Annotated in this window: 11 protein-coding genes; 3 read left to right on the forward strand and 8 right to left on the reverse strand. The window is 38.7% G+C overall.

The annotated features are described in order from the left end of the window. Window positions 1-359: 359 nt before the first annotated feature. From CLV48_RS03180 to CLV48_RS03210, 7 genes are all read right to left on the reverse strand, one after another. Window positions 360-2,786, reverse strand: a complete 2,427-nt coding sequence (locus CLV48_RS03180; RefSeq protein WP_106565756.1) for an ABC transporter permease — start codon at window positions 2,784-2,786, stop codon at window positions 360-362. A gap of 236 nt (window positions 2,787-3,022) precedes the next feature. After that, a complete protein-coding gene (locus CLV48_RS03185; RefSeq protein ID WP_106565757.1) occupies window positions 3,023-5,422 on the reverse strand; it encodes an FtsX-like permease family protein in 2,400 nt (799 codons plus the stop codon). Window positions 5,423-5,635: 213 nt separating this feature from the next. Beyond that, window positions 5,636-6,076 (reverse strand): response regulator, encoded by a 441-nt coding sequence (locus CLV48_RS03190; protein ID WP_106565758.1) that lies wholly within the window; start codon window positions 6,074-6,076, stop codon window positions 5,636-5,638. Between the two features lie 311 nt (window positions 6,077-6,387). Beyond that, window positions 6,388-8,754: an ABC transporter permease gene (locus CLV48_RS03195; RefSeq protein ID WP_106565759.1), complete on the reverse strand. Its 2,367-nt coding sequence runs from the start codon at window positions 8,752-8,754 to the stop codon at window positions 6,388-6,390. A 309-nt stretch (window positions 8,755-9,063) separates the two neighbouring features. Beyond that, the gene (locus tag CLV48_RS03200) at window positions 9,064-9,762 is read right to left on the reverse strand and encodes an ABC transporter ATP-binding protein (protein WP_106565760.1); all 699 of its coding nucleotides are present in this window, start codon (window positions 9,760-9,762) and stop codon (window positions 9,064-9,066) included. Between the two features lie 177 nt (window positions 9,763-9,939). Next, window positions 9,940-10,752, reverse strand: a complete 813-nt coding sequence (locus CLV48_RS03205; protein WP_106565761.1) for a glucose 1-dehydrogenase — start codon at window positions 10,750-10,752, stop codon at window positions 9,940-9,942. A 176-nt stretch (window positions 10,753-10,928) separates the two neighbouring features. Beyond that, window positions 10,929-12,179: an efflux RND transporter periplasmic adaptor subunit gene (locus CLV48_RS03210; protein WP_106565762.1), complete on the reverse strand. Its 1,251-nt coding sequence runs from the start codon at window positions 12,177-12,179 to the stop codon at window positions 10,929-10,931. A 375-nt stretch (window positions 12,180-12,554) separates the two neighbouring features. Here CLV48_RS03210 and CLV48_RS03215 point away from each other — a divergent pair, with 375 nt between their 5' ends. Genes CLV48_RS03215 through CLV48_RS03225 form a run of 3 tightly spaced genes read left to right on the forward strand, consistent with a single transcriptional unit; the run spans window position 12,555 to window position 15,891 of the window. Further along, a complete protein-coding gene (locus CLV48_RS03215) occupies window positions 12,555-13,943 on the forward strand; it encodes a sigma-54-dependent transcriptional regulator (RefSeq protein WP_106565763.1) in 1,389 nt (462 codons plus the stop codon). After that, a complete protein-coding gene (locus CLV48_RS03220; RefSeq protein WP_106565764.1) occupies window positions 13,933-15,288 on the forward strand; it encodes a sensor histidine kinase in 1,356 nt (451 codons plus the stop codon). The genes CLV48_RS03215 and CLV48_RS03220 overlap by 11 nt, the downstream gene beginning before the upstream one ends. A gap of 42 nt (window positions 15,289-15,330) precedes the next feature. Next, complete coding sequence (locus tag CLV48_RS03225; protein WP_106565765.1) at window positions 15,331-15,891, forward strand: GNAT family N-acetyltransferase; 561 nt, start codon at window positions 15,331-15,333, stop codon at window positions 15,889-15,891. Window positions 15,892-15,942: 51 nt separating this feature from the next. Here the strand turns inward: CLV48_RS03225 and CLV48_RS03230 are convergent, their stop codons facing one another. Continuing rightward, window positions 15,943-17,670: a tetratricopeptide repeat protein gene (locus CLV48_RS03230; protein WP_106565766.1), complete on the reverse strand. Its 1,728-nt coding sequence runs from the start codon at window positions 17,668-17,670 to the stop codon at window positions 15,943-15,945. Window positions 17,671-17,798 lie beyond the last annotated feature (128 nt).

The following is a 17,798-nucleotide window of genomic DNA, read 5'->3' on the forward strand; positions in this document are numbered from 1 at the left end:
GCCAATCATTATGCCAACGAAAACCTGCCAAAAAATGTGATTTTGGCCAATTTCGAAAAGATTTTTCATTAGACCCGAACAAATCTGTCCGTGAACGGACAAAGAAAATACCTCTGATAATTTTGTGCTTCTTTTGAGAAAAACAAATAATTCAAATGAGCAGAATCTAAATATTGGTCTAAAACATAACATACTGGAGAAAATTCAAATTTTCATCCTCCAAATACCTTCCTTTTTATCAAAATAACTGGTCAGAGAAAATGAAAAGTAGCATTTATAATGACTACTTCCGAAATCCGTCTTTTGACATTCCATTGTGTATCCCGGGCTCACTTTTCGGCTTTATTTTTTAAAATCTCTCATTCCACCTTAAATGCATCCACTGGGTTGATCATGGCTGCCCGCATAGATTGGCTGCTTACTGTCAAAGCAGCGATTAATGCTGCTATAAATCCTGCCAAGGCAAAAACCAACCAGGATATGGATATGCTGTAAGCAAAGCTATCCAGCCAGGAATTCATGCCATACCAAGCGATAGGTACAGCGATTAAGAAGCCGAAAAGCACCAATTTTAGAAAATCCTTTCCTAAAAGCAGAACAATATTGCTGACACTTGCTCCCATTACTTTTCTGACACCGATTTCCTTGGTGCGCTGCTCGGTAGCATAGGCAGAAAGACCAAATAAGCCCAAAACAGAAATCAGAATGGCAAGTCCCGCAAAGAAACCGAAAACTGTTCCCACTTTTTCCTCTGCTTCATACTGTTGCTCAAACCTGTCTTCAATGGTAAAATAATTAAAAGGGAAATCTGGCCTTAATGCAATCCATTCCTCTCTCAAATAGGAAATGGCCTCTTCTTCAAATCCTTGCTTCAACCTTATTGCTACCAAATTGAACCGGGTATCCGGAATCATAAATACCATAGGGCTGATGGGTTGATGAAGTGATTCAAAATGAAAATCCTTGACCACTCCTATCACATAGCCCCTCCTTGGTCCATAATGAAGGGCTTTCCCTATGGCATCCTCTGCTGATGCCCAACCAATGGCCCTGATGGCTGATTCATTGATCAAAAATGCTTCTGTACTGTCAGATGCCAATTGAAAATCAAAATCCCGACCTGCAGCCAATTTTATCCCGAAAGTCTCCATAAAGCTATGACTGACATGAATATCTGCCAACCTGATATCCATGGTTGTAAGTTCTCCATTGACTTCGGCCCGGGTTCCCATAGCATCCAATAACCTGCCGGAAGGCACTCTGGATGCCAATGCCAATTCCTCTATACCCGAATGTTGCAAATATCTCATTCTGAGGTTTTCGTAATTCTCTACCAATTCTTGATAGGCTGGTAGTACAATGACCCTGTCCTTTTCAAAGCCAAGTTCCTTGTTCTTCATATAATCAAGCTGATGAACTACAACCAATACAGCCACAATTAATATGATAGAAATGGCAAATTGTCCAATGACCAAGCCTGATCTAAATTTTTCATGGAGAGAGCCGATTTTATAGGTACCCTTCAATACTTTAACAGGCTGGAATCCTGAGAGAAAAAGTGAAGGGTAACTGCCTGCAATCATCCCTACAAATAAAACAAGCACCAATAATCCCAATAGGTATTCAGGATGTTCAAGCATATTAATGCTCAGGTCTTTCCCTGTGAAATTACCAAAAACAGGCAACATCAGCCAGGATAAGAGCAAGGCAATACATGCAGCCATTAAAGTCATCATAATGGTCTCACTCATAAACTGCCCAATGAGCAATTTTTTCTCAGCTCCCAACACCTTTCTTAAACCTACTTCAAGTGCCCTTTTTGCTGACCTGGCGGTAGCCAAATTCATAAAATTGACACAGGCTATCAACAAAATAAAGATGGCTATGGCCGTGTAGATATACACATATTCAATGCTGCTATTCGGCTCCAGTTCGGAGTCCAGATTGGAATGCAAATGAATGTCCGTAATCAGCCAGGGGTGTAGGTTAGTCCAGGTAGATGGCAGGGCTCCATCTGTCCCAACCTGAATATGCCGGTTTAGAAATTCAGGAATCTGAGCTTCAATTGCAGCTATTTCAGTACCCTCTTTAAGCAGCAAATAAGTCCCGAAATTGTTGGAACCGAAATTTTTCATCATTTCTTCATAGCCACCATAAAAATCTGTAACCAATTCCATTGAAGCTAAAAAATCAGCTTTGAAGTGGGAATTGTCAGGAATGTCTTCCATGACAGCTCTAACCTGCATATTGGCTGATACAGGACCCACTTTCATCTCCAGAATTTTTCCCATAGGATTGGATTTGCCAAAATATTTATTGGCCATACTTTTTGTAATCACGATGCCATCCGGAAAATTTAGCGCTGACTCAGGATCTCCATCAACCACTTTCCATGAGAAAACTTTGAAGATTTCAGGATCGGAAAAGTAAAATCTCCTTTCTTCGAAAATACTAGCTTCGTCTTTCAATATTACATTAGTATTCAAAACCCGGATAACTTCTTCCACTTCCTGGGAGAAATCAGACTTGAGCAAAGGGCCAAAAGGAGGTGCTAGATGTCCCAGATGCAGATTTATCTCACCATTTTGACTAAAAAATGAACGCGAAATCCTATAAATCCTATCCGATTTTTCATGGTACCTGTCATAACTTAGTTCATGTTGAACAAATAGAAAAATCAATATACTTGCTGCCATCCCAACAGATAGGCCCAAAATATTGATCAACATATAAGCCGGATTTTTCTTAAGATTTCTTATAAAGATTTTAAAGTAATTAGTCAGCATGATATTTTATCTTGGTTGTCATCGATATGGCACTAAAATCTATTCTTCATTCTACTCTATTGTTTTTTCTTTCTTCTCATCATTTATATTTTCAATTAAAAAGGATTACCACTGACATTCCTTGACACTATTTGTGAGCGGATAGCTTCTTAATGAAAACCTTAAACCCTTAAATTTATGATTCACAACTCATTCATTCTTAATTCTAAATTCTAAATTCCAAATTCCCCGGTACCTCAGTCCTCCTTCAGGCTACTAACTGGGTTTTGAGAAAAAACCTTTAAAGTCCTGTAACCCACCGTAAGCATAGAAATAAGGAACACAAAGGCAATAGCCATCACATAAATCCATACAGGGATGGTTGTTTTATAGGCGAAATCGGACAACCAGCTATCTGAAAACCATATCCCAAAACCAATTGCCAAAAGAGCAGAAACCATCAACAACCCAAAGAAATCAGCAGAAAGCATTTTCAGCACATCACCTGCCCTTGCACCCAGCACCTTCCTGATGGATATTTCCCGGGTCCTTCGAAGGGCTACGTAAGAGACCAATCCAAATAATCCCATGCAGGCTATAAAAACTGCAATCCCTGCAAATAAGGAGAATATCGTTCCTATTCTTTCCTCTGCCCTATACATGCGTGCATATTCCTGATCAACAAACTTGTAATTGAAGGGTCTTCCAGGAAACATCGCTTTCCAGTTCTTCTCAATTTCAAACAGATATGCTGATGGATTGCCTTTGGGCAATTTGGCAAGGATCACATTGGCATTATCAGGATCAATGAGGATAGCCAAAGGTCCTACCTGATGGTGCAGAGAGTTAAAGTAAAAATTGCTAACGACAGCTTTAATTTCTGTTAGCCCACCTCCGAAATCTATTTTTTTCCCTATGGCTTCCTGCGAACTCCATCCCAATTCTCCTGCAGCGGATTCATTGAGCATACAATAGTAAATGCTTTTGGATTCAGAAGCCTGACTTCTTGAGAGATCGGATTCAACAAAATCATTGCCTTCGAGCAAGTTCAATCCTAAAGTCTGGGCGATTTTATAGTCTCCTGAATAACCGGTTATCATGATTTCTTTTTGGTTGTCCCCTCCGGGGAAAATCCTATAACCAGCCTTGATGAATATCGGCATGTCAGCTGCAAGACTTACTGATTGAACAAGCCCCTGACGCATAAGTTCATTCTGAAAACTGTCAATAGACTTCCCCATTCGGTAATGGTACCCCATGACTATAAGTTCTTCTCTCTCATAACCTAAATTGACTTCTTGCATATATTGCAGCTGTCTATGAACAACCAGAGTAGCAATCAAAAGAGAGATGGAAACAAAAAACTGAAAGATTACCAGTGATTTCCTTAACCAAGCTCCACTCCCTGCTTTTGTATGTTTACCAAGCGCTTTGAGAGGTTCCATATGAGAAAGAATCAAAGAAGGGTAAAAACCTGAAAGTAAACCCACACTTAGCAATAGGACAAACAAAAAAAACAATCCGATTGGAGTGAAAATTAGCTCTAACTGTAGTCCCACCCCTGAAAGATTTTCAAAAAATGGGTTTAAGAAATATAACAAAGTGATAGAAATGATGATCGCTGAAAGGGTAAGAAGGAAAGATTCCGAGACAAATTGCCCAAACAATTGTTTTCTGCTTGCACCTAGAACCTTTCGCATACCCACTTCTTTGTTCCTTTCTGTGGCTTCAGCAGTAGCAAGGTTGATATAATTGATCACTCCAATAAAAATCAACAACAAAGCAACTAGCCCAAAAATATATAGGTTTTTCACATCCACAGCTGGTCTTACAGCGTTGGGTGAGGAATCCCCAAGGTGTATGCTGGTCACCGGTTGATAGTGGAAAGCAGTCTGAAAACCATAACTTCTTTGCATTTCACCAAAATACTTCTCTACCATCTGGCTGATTTTCTCCTGGAAAAGCCCATGGTCAACTCCAGGTTTCAATTTGGCATAAGAAAGGTAATTGGATGGCATCCATTCCGGATTTCTTCCATGCCTGTGGGTTTTGAATGATCCCAATAGGTCAAAATCCAAATGACTATTGGAAGGAAAATCCTTCATCACTCCGGACACTACATAGTCCGCCCCATCGACCTTCAGGTTTTTTCCCATTGCATCCAGTGCATTACCAAAATATCTGGAAGCAGTACTAAAAGGCAGCACCAATTGATTGGGCTCAGTTAAAACTTTTTCCTTACTTCCTGCGAGCAATTCAAAATCAAAAACTTCAAAAAACCGTTCATCTACAAAAGCAAACCTGTCTTCTTCCACCAAAAGATCATCACCCTCCACCACTACCGAAGAAAACATACTCAGGTCAAAGACCAAAGTGGCCGTTTCCACCTCATCGAATTCCTCCAAAAGTACAGGAACAAGCATGGAAGGTGTCGATTGTACGGTCTGGATCTCCCCATTGGAAGTAAATTCTTGGTTGAATTTGTAAATCCTTTGATAATCAGTGTACATCCTATCATATGACCATTCGTGATAGATGTACAGGGAGATGGCTAAAAAGCTTAATATAGCTATAGTTAGACCCAAGACATTGATTCCTGTGTAAAGCTTTCGCTTTTTTAGATTCCTAAAGGAAATTTTGAAATAGTTTTTCCACATAGCTAACTCAAATTGTGCAATTGATCAATAATAGTTGGTGAAGCTTTCAAAGGGCATTGACCAATGAAAGGACAAAAAAATAATATCCATCGCTGTGCCATCAATAAAAATGGGAAATTGAGTAATTGAAAGGGTTTTTCTTTTAATAAGGGCTTAGGATCCGAACAGTTTTGCCCGTCAGCGGACAGAATCTAAGAACAATAAATTTAGAATTTAGCTGATTCTCTTGCCCATGGAAAACATCGCCATAATGTCTTTGAACATATTGATGGTCAATGGCTTTCTGGCAAATGCAATTACATCAGAGTAGCGTAAGGCATTTATTTTATCCTGTGGATTTGTGGAATTCGTCAACACTACAAATTTGAAATGCTTCCTTTTACATTCATGTAAAGTAAGAAACCTGTTTAAAAAATGCCATGTATTGAACTGGGGCATGTTCAAATCCAAAAAAACCAAATATTTGGTATTTGGATCTATCACTGGAAGAAAATCACTGGTAATACCAGTCAAATAGTCAAATGCAAGCTCAGAATCAAGAAAAGGTATAATATCACCTTCGAACCCAAAATGTTGGATTACAACTTTATTGATGTAGTTGACAGATTCATCGTCATCCACCAAAATGATCGCTGAAGGGCAATTTCTATCCAAGGCTCGGGTCTATTTTATTTAATCACCTAATATGGTTTATCGGTCACTATAAAGTTAAACATTTAATTCTTTCAAAACCAATATTTTATGCTTATTTCACAAAAATTGTAGTTTGAAAAAATAGCTGACTCCAATCTTGAAATAATAAATAAAAAAAATCCGGCCCCTTTTCCTCCAATTTTTGCTTGAAATGCAAAAAATAGAAGGGTAAGAGCCGGTATTTTTACCATTAACCTTAAAAAAATCTACTAGTTAAAATCAAGTCGGAATTGTAAAACCAATTGATCCATTTAATTCACGAATAATCAATATTATTCTGATTTTAAAGTGGATACTGGGTTGATCATTGATGCTTTGTATGCCTGTAAGCTGACAGTCAAATAAGCAATCGAGAAAATCACCCCTGCTGCCAATGGAATAAACCACCATTCAAAATCAATCCTATAGGCATATCCATTTAACCAATCCTGTATCAACCAATAAGCAATGGCAGAACCGATTGAAACTGAAATTGAAACAATTAATATAAATTCTTTATTAATAACATGGAGTATGGAAAGAGCAGAGGCTCCTAATACTTTCCTAATACCTATTTCCTTTGTTTTTTGCTCCGCTATGTGGGCAGAAAGGCCAAATAAACCTAAGCATGAAATCAGAATGGTCAGGATACTGAAATACTTTGCCAGCTCGCGGGTACGGATGTCTTCTTCATATAAACGGGCATAACTGTCATCCATAAAACTAAATTGAAAAGGGAATAAAGGCTCGAATGCTTCTGCCGTTTTTTTGATTTCCTCCAAAGTCGCTCTCATACTTTCCGGAGAAACTTTTATGTAGGCCCTTGTTGCAAATGAAGGATCAAGTAATATGACAGCAGGTTCCATCCCTTGATGAAAACTCTGGAAATGGAAATCTTCCACTACCCCAAGGATTTGTAAATCCTCATTCCAAGTTAAACTGGCTGGGTTGGGAGTATTTTGTGAAATAAGGTCATAAGCCCTTCTATTGATCAGGACCTTAGCCAAAGAATCTGAAGCTCTCTCAATAGAATAATCTTCTCCTTGGACCAATTTTATACCCATAGTCTCAAGGAAATCATAATCCACCCTTATGATCTCAAAAAGTGCTGTAAAATCAGGGTCTTTTCCCTCCCATGAAATTGCACCTGTATTGGAATTCCTCCCCAACAAAGAATGTGTAGACCGCGTCACAGATTGGACTTGCGGCAATTTCTTAAGTTCTTCTTTGAAAATATCAAAGTTGTAAAACAACCTTCCTTCCAGCTGCACTGTCAATAATTGATCTTTGTTGTAACCTAAATCCTTGGTCAGAGCAAAATTGATTTGCTTAAAAACGACTATGGTAGCCAAAATCAGCATGGTAGCCAAGATGAATTGAAAAAGAACAAGACCTTTTCTCGCTACAACAACTCCTTTCCCTGATTTGGTAAAATTCCTGAAAACCGAAACTACCCTGGTGGCAGATAAATAAAATGCAGGGTAGCTTCCTGCTACTATGCCAGTTATCAGAAGGACAATTAAATACTGAATCCAAAACAACCAATCAAAATAAGGTACTAACATAGCTTTACCCGTTAAGTTGTTAAAAATGGGCAAAGTCAATTCCACTAAAATCAAGGCTAATGCCCCAGCAACAAAAGAAATTAATATAGATTCGGTCAAAAACTGAAAAATCAATTCTTTTTTCTCTGCACCTACAACTTTTCTAACTCCCACCTCTTTTGATCTTTTTTGCGACTTGGCAGTAGATAGGTTCATGAAATTGATACATGCAATCAAAAGGACGAAAATCCCTATAATCGAAAATAATCTAACATATTCGATTCTCCCACCTTGCTGAAGTCCATCTTTGAAACTGCCATAAAGGTAAAGGTCCTTTTGGGGATATGCGAAAAGCTTTACATTGCTACCCTTATTTTTCTGGACAATAAAATCTTCTATTTTGGAAGAAAACTCATTCCCATCAGAACCTTTATGTAATTTTACAATGGTACTTGGACCATTATTCCCCCATTGTTTTAACCAACTGTTATAGGGCTTGTCAAACATAAATTGGTAAGGAAGGATATATTCAAAGGTATTGCTCACCTCATGTGAATTCCTTTCCACTACAGCTATTACTTGAAAAGGCGATTCCCCTTCACTTTCTTTTAGGGTGACTGTTTCACCGACAACATCCGATTTTCCAAAAAGCTTGATGGCTGCATCCTCAGTTAAAACTATATGATTTGGTTCAGTTAAAGCCAAATCCATTTTACCATGCAGAAATTTATATTGAAGGATATGAAGAAAATCAGGTTCTGCATAAAAGCCATCAAGGATTAGCCTGGAATCTCCTACAACAAAAAGTAGTTTTTCATTCCATGAATAACAAGCTGAACGCTCTACTTCAGGAAATTCTTCCTTAAGTGAAGGAGCAAGTATTCCAGGCGTGGAATTTGTAGTGAAAATATCAGAACCATAGCGCTGATGTTCCATAATGCGGTAAACCTGGTCAATCTCCGGAAATGATTGGTTCATATTCAGCTCACTTTTGACCCAAATACCAATAGAAATCGTTGCCCATAATCCCAAAGCCAAGCCAAATAGGTTGATAAAAAAAGTCAACTTATTCTTTGCAAAGCCACGAACTGCGATTTTGAAGTAGTTGGAGAACATAGTGAAAAGGGTTGTCAGATTGTCAAGTTTAATTAGACCCGTCCTGGGGTTTTGTTGTAATGGTTATAATTGTTTTCAGATCATCGATCGAAAATCTATTCACTTCAATTTGATCTCTTGGAATTCCTCGGGACAAGACCTTCGTGATTATTCTTTTGTAATTCCCACAGCCGAAATGACATTGTACAACTTGCCCGCCAAGGCGGATGGTACTCACAAATTTTCCTTCCGAAATCCGACTTATAACTTCCGCATTTGTCTTGTCTCTTATTTCTTGATTCTAAGAATCTCGCTTCTCGCTTCTCATCTCTAAATATGAAACTGCTCCCTGATGTTCTCAGTGACCACCTTACCATCAAATAGATTGATTATCCTATGGGCATAATTGGCATCATGAGGTGAGTGGGTTACCATGACAATGGTAGTTCCTTCATTGTTAAGTTCTTCTAATAGACGCATTACTTCTTCACCATTGGCAGAATCCAGGTTTCCTGTAGGTTCATCGGCCAAAATCACTGAAGGTTTTGCCACTATTGCCCTGGCAATTGCCACACGCTGCTGCTGACCGCCGGATAATTGCTGTGGAAAATGATCCCTCCTGTGCATAATATTCATTCTAGTAAGCACCTCCTCTACCCTTCTTTTTCTTTCATCTGAAGGAGTTTTTAAATAAAGTAATGGAAGCTCCACATTTTCAAATACTGTCAGCTCATCAATTAGATTGAAACTCTGAAATACAAAACCAATATTTCCTTTTCGAAGCTGCGAACGCTGCCTTTCGGAATAATTAGCAACTTCCTGTTCCAAGAAATAATATTGACCAGACTCTGGATTGTCAAGAAGTCCAATGATGTTCAGTAGGGTTGATTTTCCACAACCTGAAGGTCCCATGATGGCCACAAACTCCCCTTTTTTGATTTCAATATTGATATCATCCAAAGCGGTGGTCTCGACTTCCTCAGTTGTGTAGAGCTTTTTAAGGTTAACTGTCTTAATGATATTTTCCATAGGTATGCTGATGTTTGTCAAATGTTAAATTGTACCTGTGATTGCTAAGGCCAATCGTATGCCATAAAGAAAAAGGCCAATAATCAATAAAACAGGCCCTTTTTCACTTTTTCCTTCAAAATTTTCGTACATTTTCGTCCGCACACGGACAAACAAAAAATATATTTTAATTTTTTGTTATTCTCCCATTGGGTCAGGCTTAGCTTCGGCTCCAGCCAAAATACCCCCGTCTACGTTCAACTCGATTCCGGTCACATATTTGGACTCCTCTGAGGCAAGATACAAAGCTGCAAATGCCACATCTTCCGGTTGGCCAAAATGTCCCATCGGAATACCTTTTTCAACAGAGGCTTTGATCAGCTCCCTGACTTCCCCCTCCCCTAACATGGCATCCCACATGGGAGTCATGATGGCGGCAGGGTGGATAGAATTACACCTTATGTTGTAACCTTTTTCGGCACAATGTAAAGCTACCGACTTGGTATGGTTTCTGACAGCAGCTTTGCTTGCCGCATAGGCTGCTGCTCCCGGGATTCCCACAATGCCGCTCCTGGATGAAATATTGATGATACTTCCCCCTCCTTTTCTCTTCATCCAATCGATGGCATATTTGCAGCCCAACATGCTTCCATTAAGATTGACCGCCATGACTTCTGCCCAGGAATCGAGATCAACCATTTCTGCATCATGGGGGCCATTGGTCTCCAAAAATCCGGTAATACCGGCATTATTAACCAAAATATCCAGTCCTCCAAATTCAGAAACAATAGTTTTGGCCATTTCTTTCCACTCTTGCTCATTTTTAACATTCAAATGGAAATAAGAGGCTCTTTCTCCCAATTCGGCAACCAAGCCCTTGCCTTTGGTATCTAAAATATCGGTCACAATGACTACAGCCCCTTCCTGATGAAATTTTCTGGCAATAGAAGCTCCAATACCTCTTGCAGCTCCTGTAATCAAGGCAATTTTATTTTCAAGTCTTTTGTTCATAAATCAGTAGTAGTTTAAAGCTAACATGGATTAAAAAAAGCCGGATATTGTGCCCTTGTCTTATTTGATGAAAACAAACCCTAAACCGTTGCATCGATGAAAAAAAAAGAACCGATGGAAAATCCATCGGTCTAATTTCTAACTCTTTTACAGTAAGTTAAATAAAATCCAGTTTATCATTTAAGGTTCAGCACCTCATTTTTTCCAAAATTCTCATAGCCGCTTACGATAACCTTATCACCTGGTTTTAACCCTTCTATGACTTCATAATATTCCGGGTTCTTGCGGCCCAAGCGGATATTTCTCTTTTCAGCCTTTCCGGATTGTTGGTCGACCACAAAGACCCAATTCCCTCCTGTATCTTTGTAAAATCCTCCTGTCGGCAATAATACAGCCTGCTGGCTTTCCCCCAATTCCAACCTGATCCTTACTGTTTGCCCCCTTCTTATTCCATTGGGTACATCATCAGTAAATGCCATATCCACTTCAAATCTTCCCGAAGTTACATTGGGATAAATTTTAAAAATCTCTACTTCATAACTTCCTCCGGAAAAATTAAATGACCCCTTTAAACCCGTATAAACCCTCGGCAAATACAATTCATCAATCTGAACCCTAATTTTGAACTTATCAAGTATATCTATTTGACCAAACCTCTGTCCCGGTGTTATGGATTGTCCCACTTCAATTTGTTCAGTTGAAAGCTGCCCGGAAATTGGTGCTCTTACGGCCAAATTATCCAATATGTGCCCCACCCCATTCAGGGATTGGTTCATTCTTCTTTCGGAATCCTGCAGCTGCTTTTTTTGTATGGCACGGGACATGGAATCATTTCTATAGGCTTCGTATGTCAATTTTCTACGTTTTACATTGTATTCATATTGTTCCCTCACCTCTTCAAACTCCCTGTCTGAAACCAATTTTTTATTATGCAGCTCCCTAAATCTCTCATACTGGGGCCTGAGTAAGCTAATCTGATAATCGATTTCAGCCAATTGGGCCTGTTGATTAAGGTCATTCTGATCCAACTGCAACCTTACCTGTCTTAGATTATTGATCTGAAAATACAGACCGGATTCCCTTTCCATGACTTCTAATTGTAGTTTGGAATTTGATAACAACAAAATGGTATCCCCCCGGTTTACAATGGCTCCGGACTCTCTAACAATCTGCTGGATATTGCCTCCTTCCAAAGCATCCAGGTAAAATACCTCTCCCGGCTCTATTGTACCGCTGACAGGAATGTAATCAGTAAATTCCCCCTCCTTTACAGTGGCAATGGTGATCCGTTCCATATTGACATTCATGGATGATCTTGAATCTGCAAATATCAATTGATAAAAAATAAATCCTATCAACAGGACTCCTGATCCAAGTAAAGCGATACGTTTGGGAGTCCATGTCTTTTTTTCAATCTTTCTATCCATTATCTGGGAATCTTTTTTTTTCCTTCTCAGGTGTTTGCCAATAGTATGCCATGACTGAAAATGCCTAAATCAAGCCATTATCCCCACTTATTATTTTTTAAGCAAAAAATTCCGTACAAAATCGTCCGCCAGCGAACAAAGCCGTGCAACTTTTCCGAACATATTTCAATCTAATAAGCTGGGCTCATCTCTCCAAAAAAGCTTCATTTTAATGAAATGGACGTTTTTGATAAACAAATGAACCTTAGAATAATTTGGGAACGGGTTTTGGGAGAATTTAACTACCAAGTTATTACAGTCAAATGATGATCGTCAAGTAAGAGGCATTGATTGATTACATTGATTCAGGTAAATTTAATAAATTGTGATATACACATGAAAGAACAAAAAACCGGCAAAATCCTAATTGTCGATGACAATGAAGATTTATTAAAGGCGGCAAAGATTTTTTTAAAAAGGCACTTTGCACAGGTGGATACAGAGACCAATCCCGGTCTCCTTCCTATACTTATGGTAAATGAACAATATGATGTGATCATGTTGGATATGAATTTTACCAAAGATGTGAGCAGCGGTCAGGAAGGTTTTTATTGGCTTGACAGAATTCTCGAAATTGATTCCTCTGCAGTAGTAGTCCTCATTACTGCCTATGGGGATGTCAACACTGCCGTAAAAGCTATCAAAGAAGGGGCTACCGATTTTGTACTAAAGCCTTGGGAGAATGAAAAATTATTAGCTACCCTAAATGCTGCACTGCAATTGCGCCAGTCCAAAATGGAAGTCAATCAGCTAAAAAACCAACAACAGCAGTTTTTTGAAGACATGGACAGCAAATTCAAAGACATTATAGGGCAAAGCCCCTCAATGATCAAGGTCTTTGAAACTATTGAAAGGGTTGCTGCCACAGATGCCAATGTACTTATCCTTGGAGAAAATGGTACCGGAAAAGAGTTGATTGCACGTGCTATCCATAGAAATTCTAAGAGACACCGGGAAGCTTTTGTGGGAGTTGACCTAGGTTCAATTACTTCCACATTATTTGAAAGTGAGCTTTTTGGGCATAAGAAAGGTGCTTTTACTGATGCCAAAGAAGACAGAGCGGGGAGGTTTGAGCAAGCGCATAAAGGTTCCCTTTTTTTGGATGAAATTGGAAACCTTCCTTTGGCCCTTCAATCTAAATTATTGGCAGCACTCCAAAACAGAGAAGTCACTAGAGTTGGTGGCAATAAACCAATCCCTGTAAATATCAGACTCATTTCTGCCACCAACATGCCCATTCATAATATGGTCTTTGAAAATAAATTCAGACAGGACCTGCTCTATAGGATCAATACCATAGAATTAACTTTGCCTGCCTTACGGGACAGATTGGAAGATATACCTCTTTTAGCCAATCACTTTATTGAAATTTATTCAAAAAAATACAATAAAGACATTAGAAAAGCAGGGGAAGCCCTTATCAAACGAATGCAGAAGTACCATTGGCCCGGCAACATCAGAGAGCTTCAACACAGTATTGAAAGGGCAGTGATCATGACCACCCATGGTGTATTACAACCCGAAGACCTTTTTACCCAAAAACATATGACTCCTGAAAAACAGGAGGAAACAGTTTCCTTGGATCATTTGAATATTGAAGATGTAGAGAAAATATTGATCCGCAAAGCACTCCATAAACACAATGGTCACATTACCCGTGCTGCAGAAGAATTAGGTCTGACCCGATCATCACTTTACAGAAGACTTGAAAGGTATGGGCTTTAAATCATTTACTTTAGGAGTTCTCTTAAGGGTTTTGCTGATTGTTTTGGTCGCTTTACTTGCTGCCTACTTATTTCTCCAGAATGGTTCTATAACATACCCTATCCTAATGGTGTGGGTTTTAGTCTTACTTTCATTTAATCTTATCTCCTATGTAACTGTAACCAATAGGAAGATCAGCAGATTTTTAGAATCGATTCGTTATTCTGATTTCTCCTCCTCATTTACTAAAGATAGCATTTTGGGAAATTCCTTTAGGGAAATGAATATGTCATTTAATGAAGTGATCGAAGCTTTCAAAAAAACACGCGCTCAAAAGGAAGAACAGATGCTCTTCCTGCAGATTATGATCCAACATATCAATACTGGCATCATTTCCTTTGATAGCCAAGGAAAAATTGGAGTAATAAACGGTGCTGCCAAACAATTACTTCAGATTCCGCAGTTCAAGGATATCAACGACCTTGGAAAGTTATCTAATAACTTAAAGGAGGAAGTATTAAAACTTAAGCCGGGAGGCTCATTTGCCATAAGAATAAATTCCGAAATTCACTTGAATGTGCAATCTGCCGCCTTCAAAATGGAGGGTCAAAGTTGGACCCTTTTATCTTTCCAAAATATCAAATCAGAATTACAGAAGAACGAATTGGAGGCTTGGCAGAACCTGACCAAAGTATTAAGGCATGAGATTATGAATTCCATGACCCCAATTGCCAGTTTGGCAAGCTCATTGGGAGTCATTTTGGAAGAAGATGTAAAGGAAGGCGATGAGGGTGACTTAACCCTTGACAAAGAAAGTTTCTTAGACCTTTCTGAAGGCCTTGAAACCATCTTTAAACGAAGCAATGGATTGGTAGATTTTGTGAATGCATACAGGGATTATACCAACATCCCCCAGCCTGACTTAAAAGTTTTTCCCGTTAAACCCTTGTTTGAAAATATCCGAATTCTCTTAAAAGAGGAACTTGCTAAATCTCAAATCCACCTTATTTGCGAACTTACTCCAATAGACCTGGAAGTCATAGGTGACCAGGATCTAATACAGATGATTTTGATCAATTTGGTGAAAAATGGAAAGGAAGCCATGGAAAAAGCAGTAAACAGAAATATAATTCTAAAAGGAGGAATGGACAGTCACTCCCATCCTTTCATCCAGGTAATTGACCATGGAGAAGGTATAGTTCCTGAAGCTTTGGAAAGGATTTTTGTTCCGTTCTATACCACTAAAAAATCAGGATCAGGTATAGGATTGGCCATTTCAAGACAGATTATGAACCTACATAAAGGGAGTTTGGATGTCACTTCCAAGCCAGGAGAAAAAACAGTATTTACTTTAAGTTTCAAATAAGAATTTTGAAATCTTTCCTATCTTGACCTCAAATAATTGAGCATGGATAATGGATTTTTGAAATTTAAAACCGCTACTTCTGAGACAGATCTTCAGGGTATTTTATTACTTCAATCAGAAAACCATCTGAATAATATTAAGGATTATAAAGAAGGTTTCGTAACAGTAAAACATGACTTTAATGTGCTGAAAAAAATGAATGATCTGTCCCCCCATGTAATTGCATTGGAAAATAAAACCATCGCAGGGTATGTTTTGGCAATGACCAAAGATTCCAAAGAAGATGTGCCTATACTTGTTCCAATGTTCGAGCTATTTGATCAACTGAAATTTAAAGGAAAAAAAATTTCTACCTACAATTACCTGGTTGTAGGTCAAGTTTGTGTTGGAAAGGACTTTAGGGGAAAAGGTATTTTTGACCAACTTTATGAGACTTACAAAACGGTTCATTCCAATAAATTTGAATTTGCGGTCACGGAAATTGCTACCAATAATTTACGTTCACTAAATGCGCACAAAAGGATTGGATTTCGGGAAATCCACCGTTATTCAGATACTATCCCTATGGAATGGAGTATAGTTTTATGGGACTGGAAATCTTAAAGTTTTAAAATCATGAGAATGCAAGAATTGGCCTATAAATTTATGAACCCCTTATTTAATTCTTGAAGAACTGAGCTTTATATCTGCTGTATTCCAGGCTGATAAAAATTGACTTTTTATTTTCTCTGATTCCTTGGCATTTCCTGATTTTTCCAAAGCCACCATCAACCCATAATATGCCCAGCCATTTTTTGGGTATTCTTCCAAATCTTTTCTGAATACAGCCTCAGCCTTCTGATAATCCCCCGATTCCAAAAGCACAGCACCTAAATGATGCCGGGTAGACAAAAACCAATCCGGAGGTTCGTTATACAATAAATTATCTTCAAGCTTAGATGCTTCGTACAACTTCATGACCGCTGCATCAAAACTTTTCTTACTTGCCAAAATTTCCCCCTCCAAAATCAAAGAGGCAATCTCGAGGATAGATTGTAGGGAATTGATACCCCAAATGGTTTTTTCTTTAAGGTAATCTTTTTTGGAATATTCCTGCAATAATTGAAGTTCTCTTTCCGCTGATTGTAAGTTATTCTTACCCAAATAGGCCATACCTTTCGCATAATGCCTGATTCCTTCCTGATAATCAGTACCTTTTTCCCATAAGGATAAATTGAGCACCTCTTCCCATAATCCAAATTTCACGCGAACAAAATAAGGAATAGTTGAGAAATGCTGAATGACTTCCAGTCCCTCCTCTTCCATTAATGCAAGTTCCAAATGCTCAAATAACCTATCGGCTGCAAAAATCGCCCACTTACTGTTTCCCTCCAATATGGCTGTTCCCGCCATAAAATGATAATTGTGCGGAAAATAAGCCAAAGGATAAGTCCCCTGCGCTTTACAGGTCTCAATATAAATGCTGTCTACTTTGGCAGCCCGGAGGTTTGAAAGAGTTCCTTCATGGTAATTTCCTGTTCGGATATAAATATGGGAGGGCATATGGATCAAGTGGCCCGCCATTGGGGAAAGGCCTTGGTCAAATTTTCTTGCGGAATTTAAGCCTCGTTCTGGATTTTTTGATCCCTCTACCGCATGAATGTAAAGGTGGTGAGCGCCAGGATGATCAGGGTGTTTTGACAATACTTCCTCTAAAACATTCAATATTAACCCCGTGTTTCCTTTTGGATTACCTTCTTTGTCCCAAAGATCCCAAGGCTGAAGATCCATCAATGCCTCGCTGTAAATGGTTCCTGCATCAGGATCATCAGGATACTTTTCCCAGACTTTAGCCATTGCTTCAGCATATGCTATATCCAGGTCTGTCCTGTCTTTCCTTACTTCAGCCACATACCTTTTATCCAAAGCCATAATAAATGCTGCTTCTTTATCAGATACATTATTCAATTTTGACTTTGCTTTTTGAATAGCTGTAAATGCCAAAACGTAATGTTCAGGTTCCATACCGGCATTATAATTTGGGCCCAAGACATAAGCCTGTCCCCAATAGGCCATAGCAAAATCCGGATCCAACTTAGCTGCATATTGAAATGACCTTTCCGCCTCAGCATGGTTGAAAGCATAAGCCAGCAAAAGTCCTTGATTGAAATACTTCCTTGCTTCAGAATTATCAGTAGAAACAGGAAAGTCCAAAAGATCCATCCCTTCCAATAAAGGAGCCTTTCCTTCAGAAAAATCCCATTTCATTCCAGCTGGTACAAAACAAAGACTCATGGCCTCTTGAAAGGGATCCTTATCAAAAGCCAATTCATTCTTAGGCTTTTGGCAGGAAAATAAATTCCAAAGCAAACCTAATCCTATAATGATTATTTTTCTCTCCATGATTTCAATATGCAAATTCTAAGTTCAGTGAAAACTCTATATGTTGTTTGACAAAAATGAAATTCTAAATACCCTTAATTTATAATTCATTTACCTGATGCTAATCACAAAAAAAACAGGAACTGTCA

The sequence above is a fragment of the Cecembia rubra genome (assembly GCF_003014575.1).
GTDB lineage: Bacteria > Bacteroidota > Bacteroidia > Cytophagales > Cyclobacteriaceae > Cecembia_A > Cecembia_A rubra.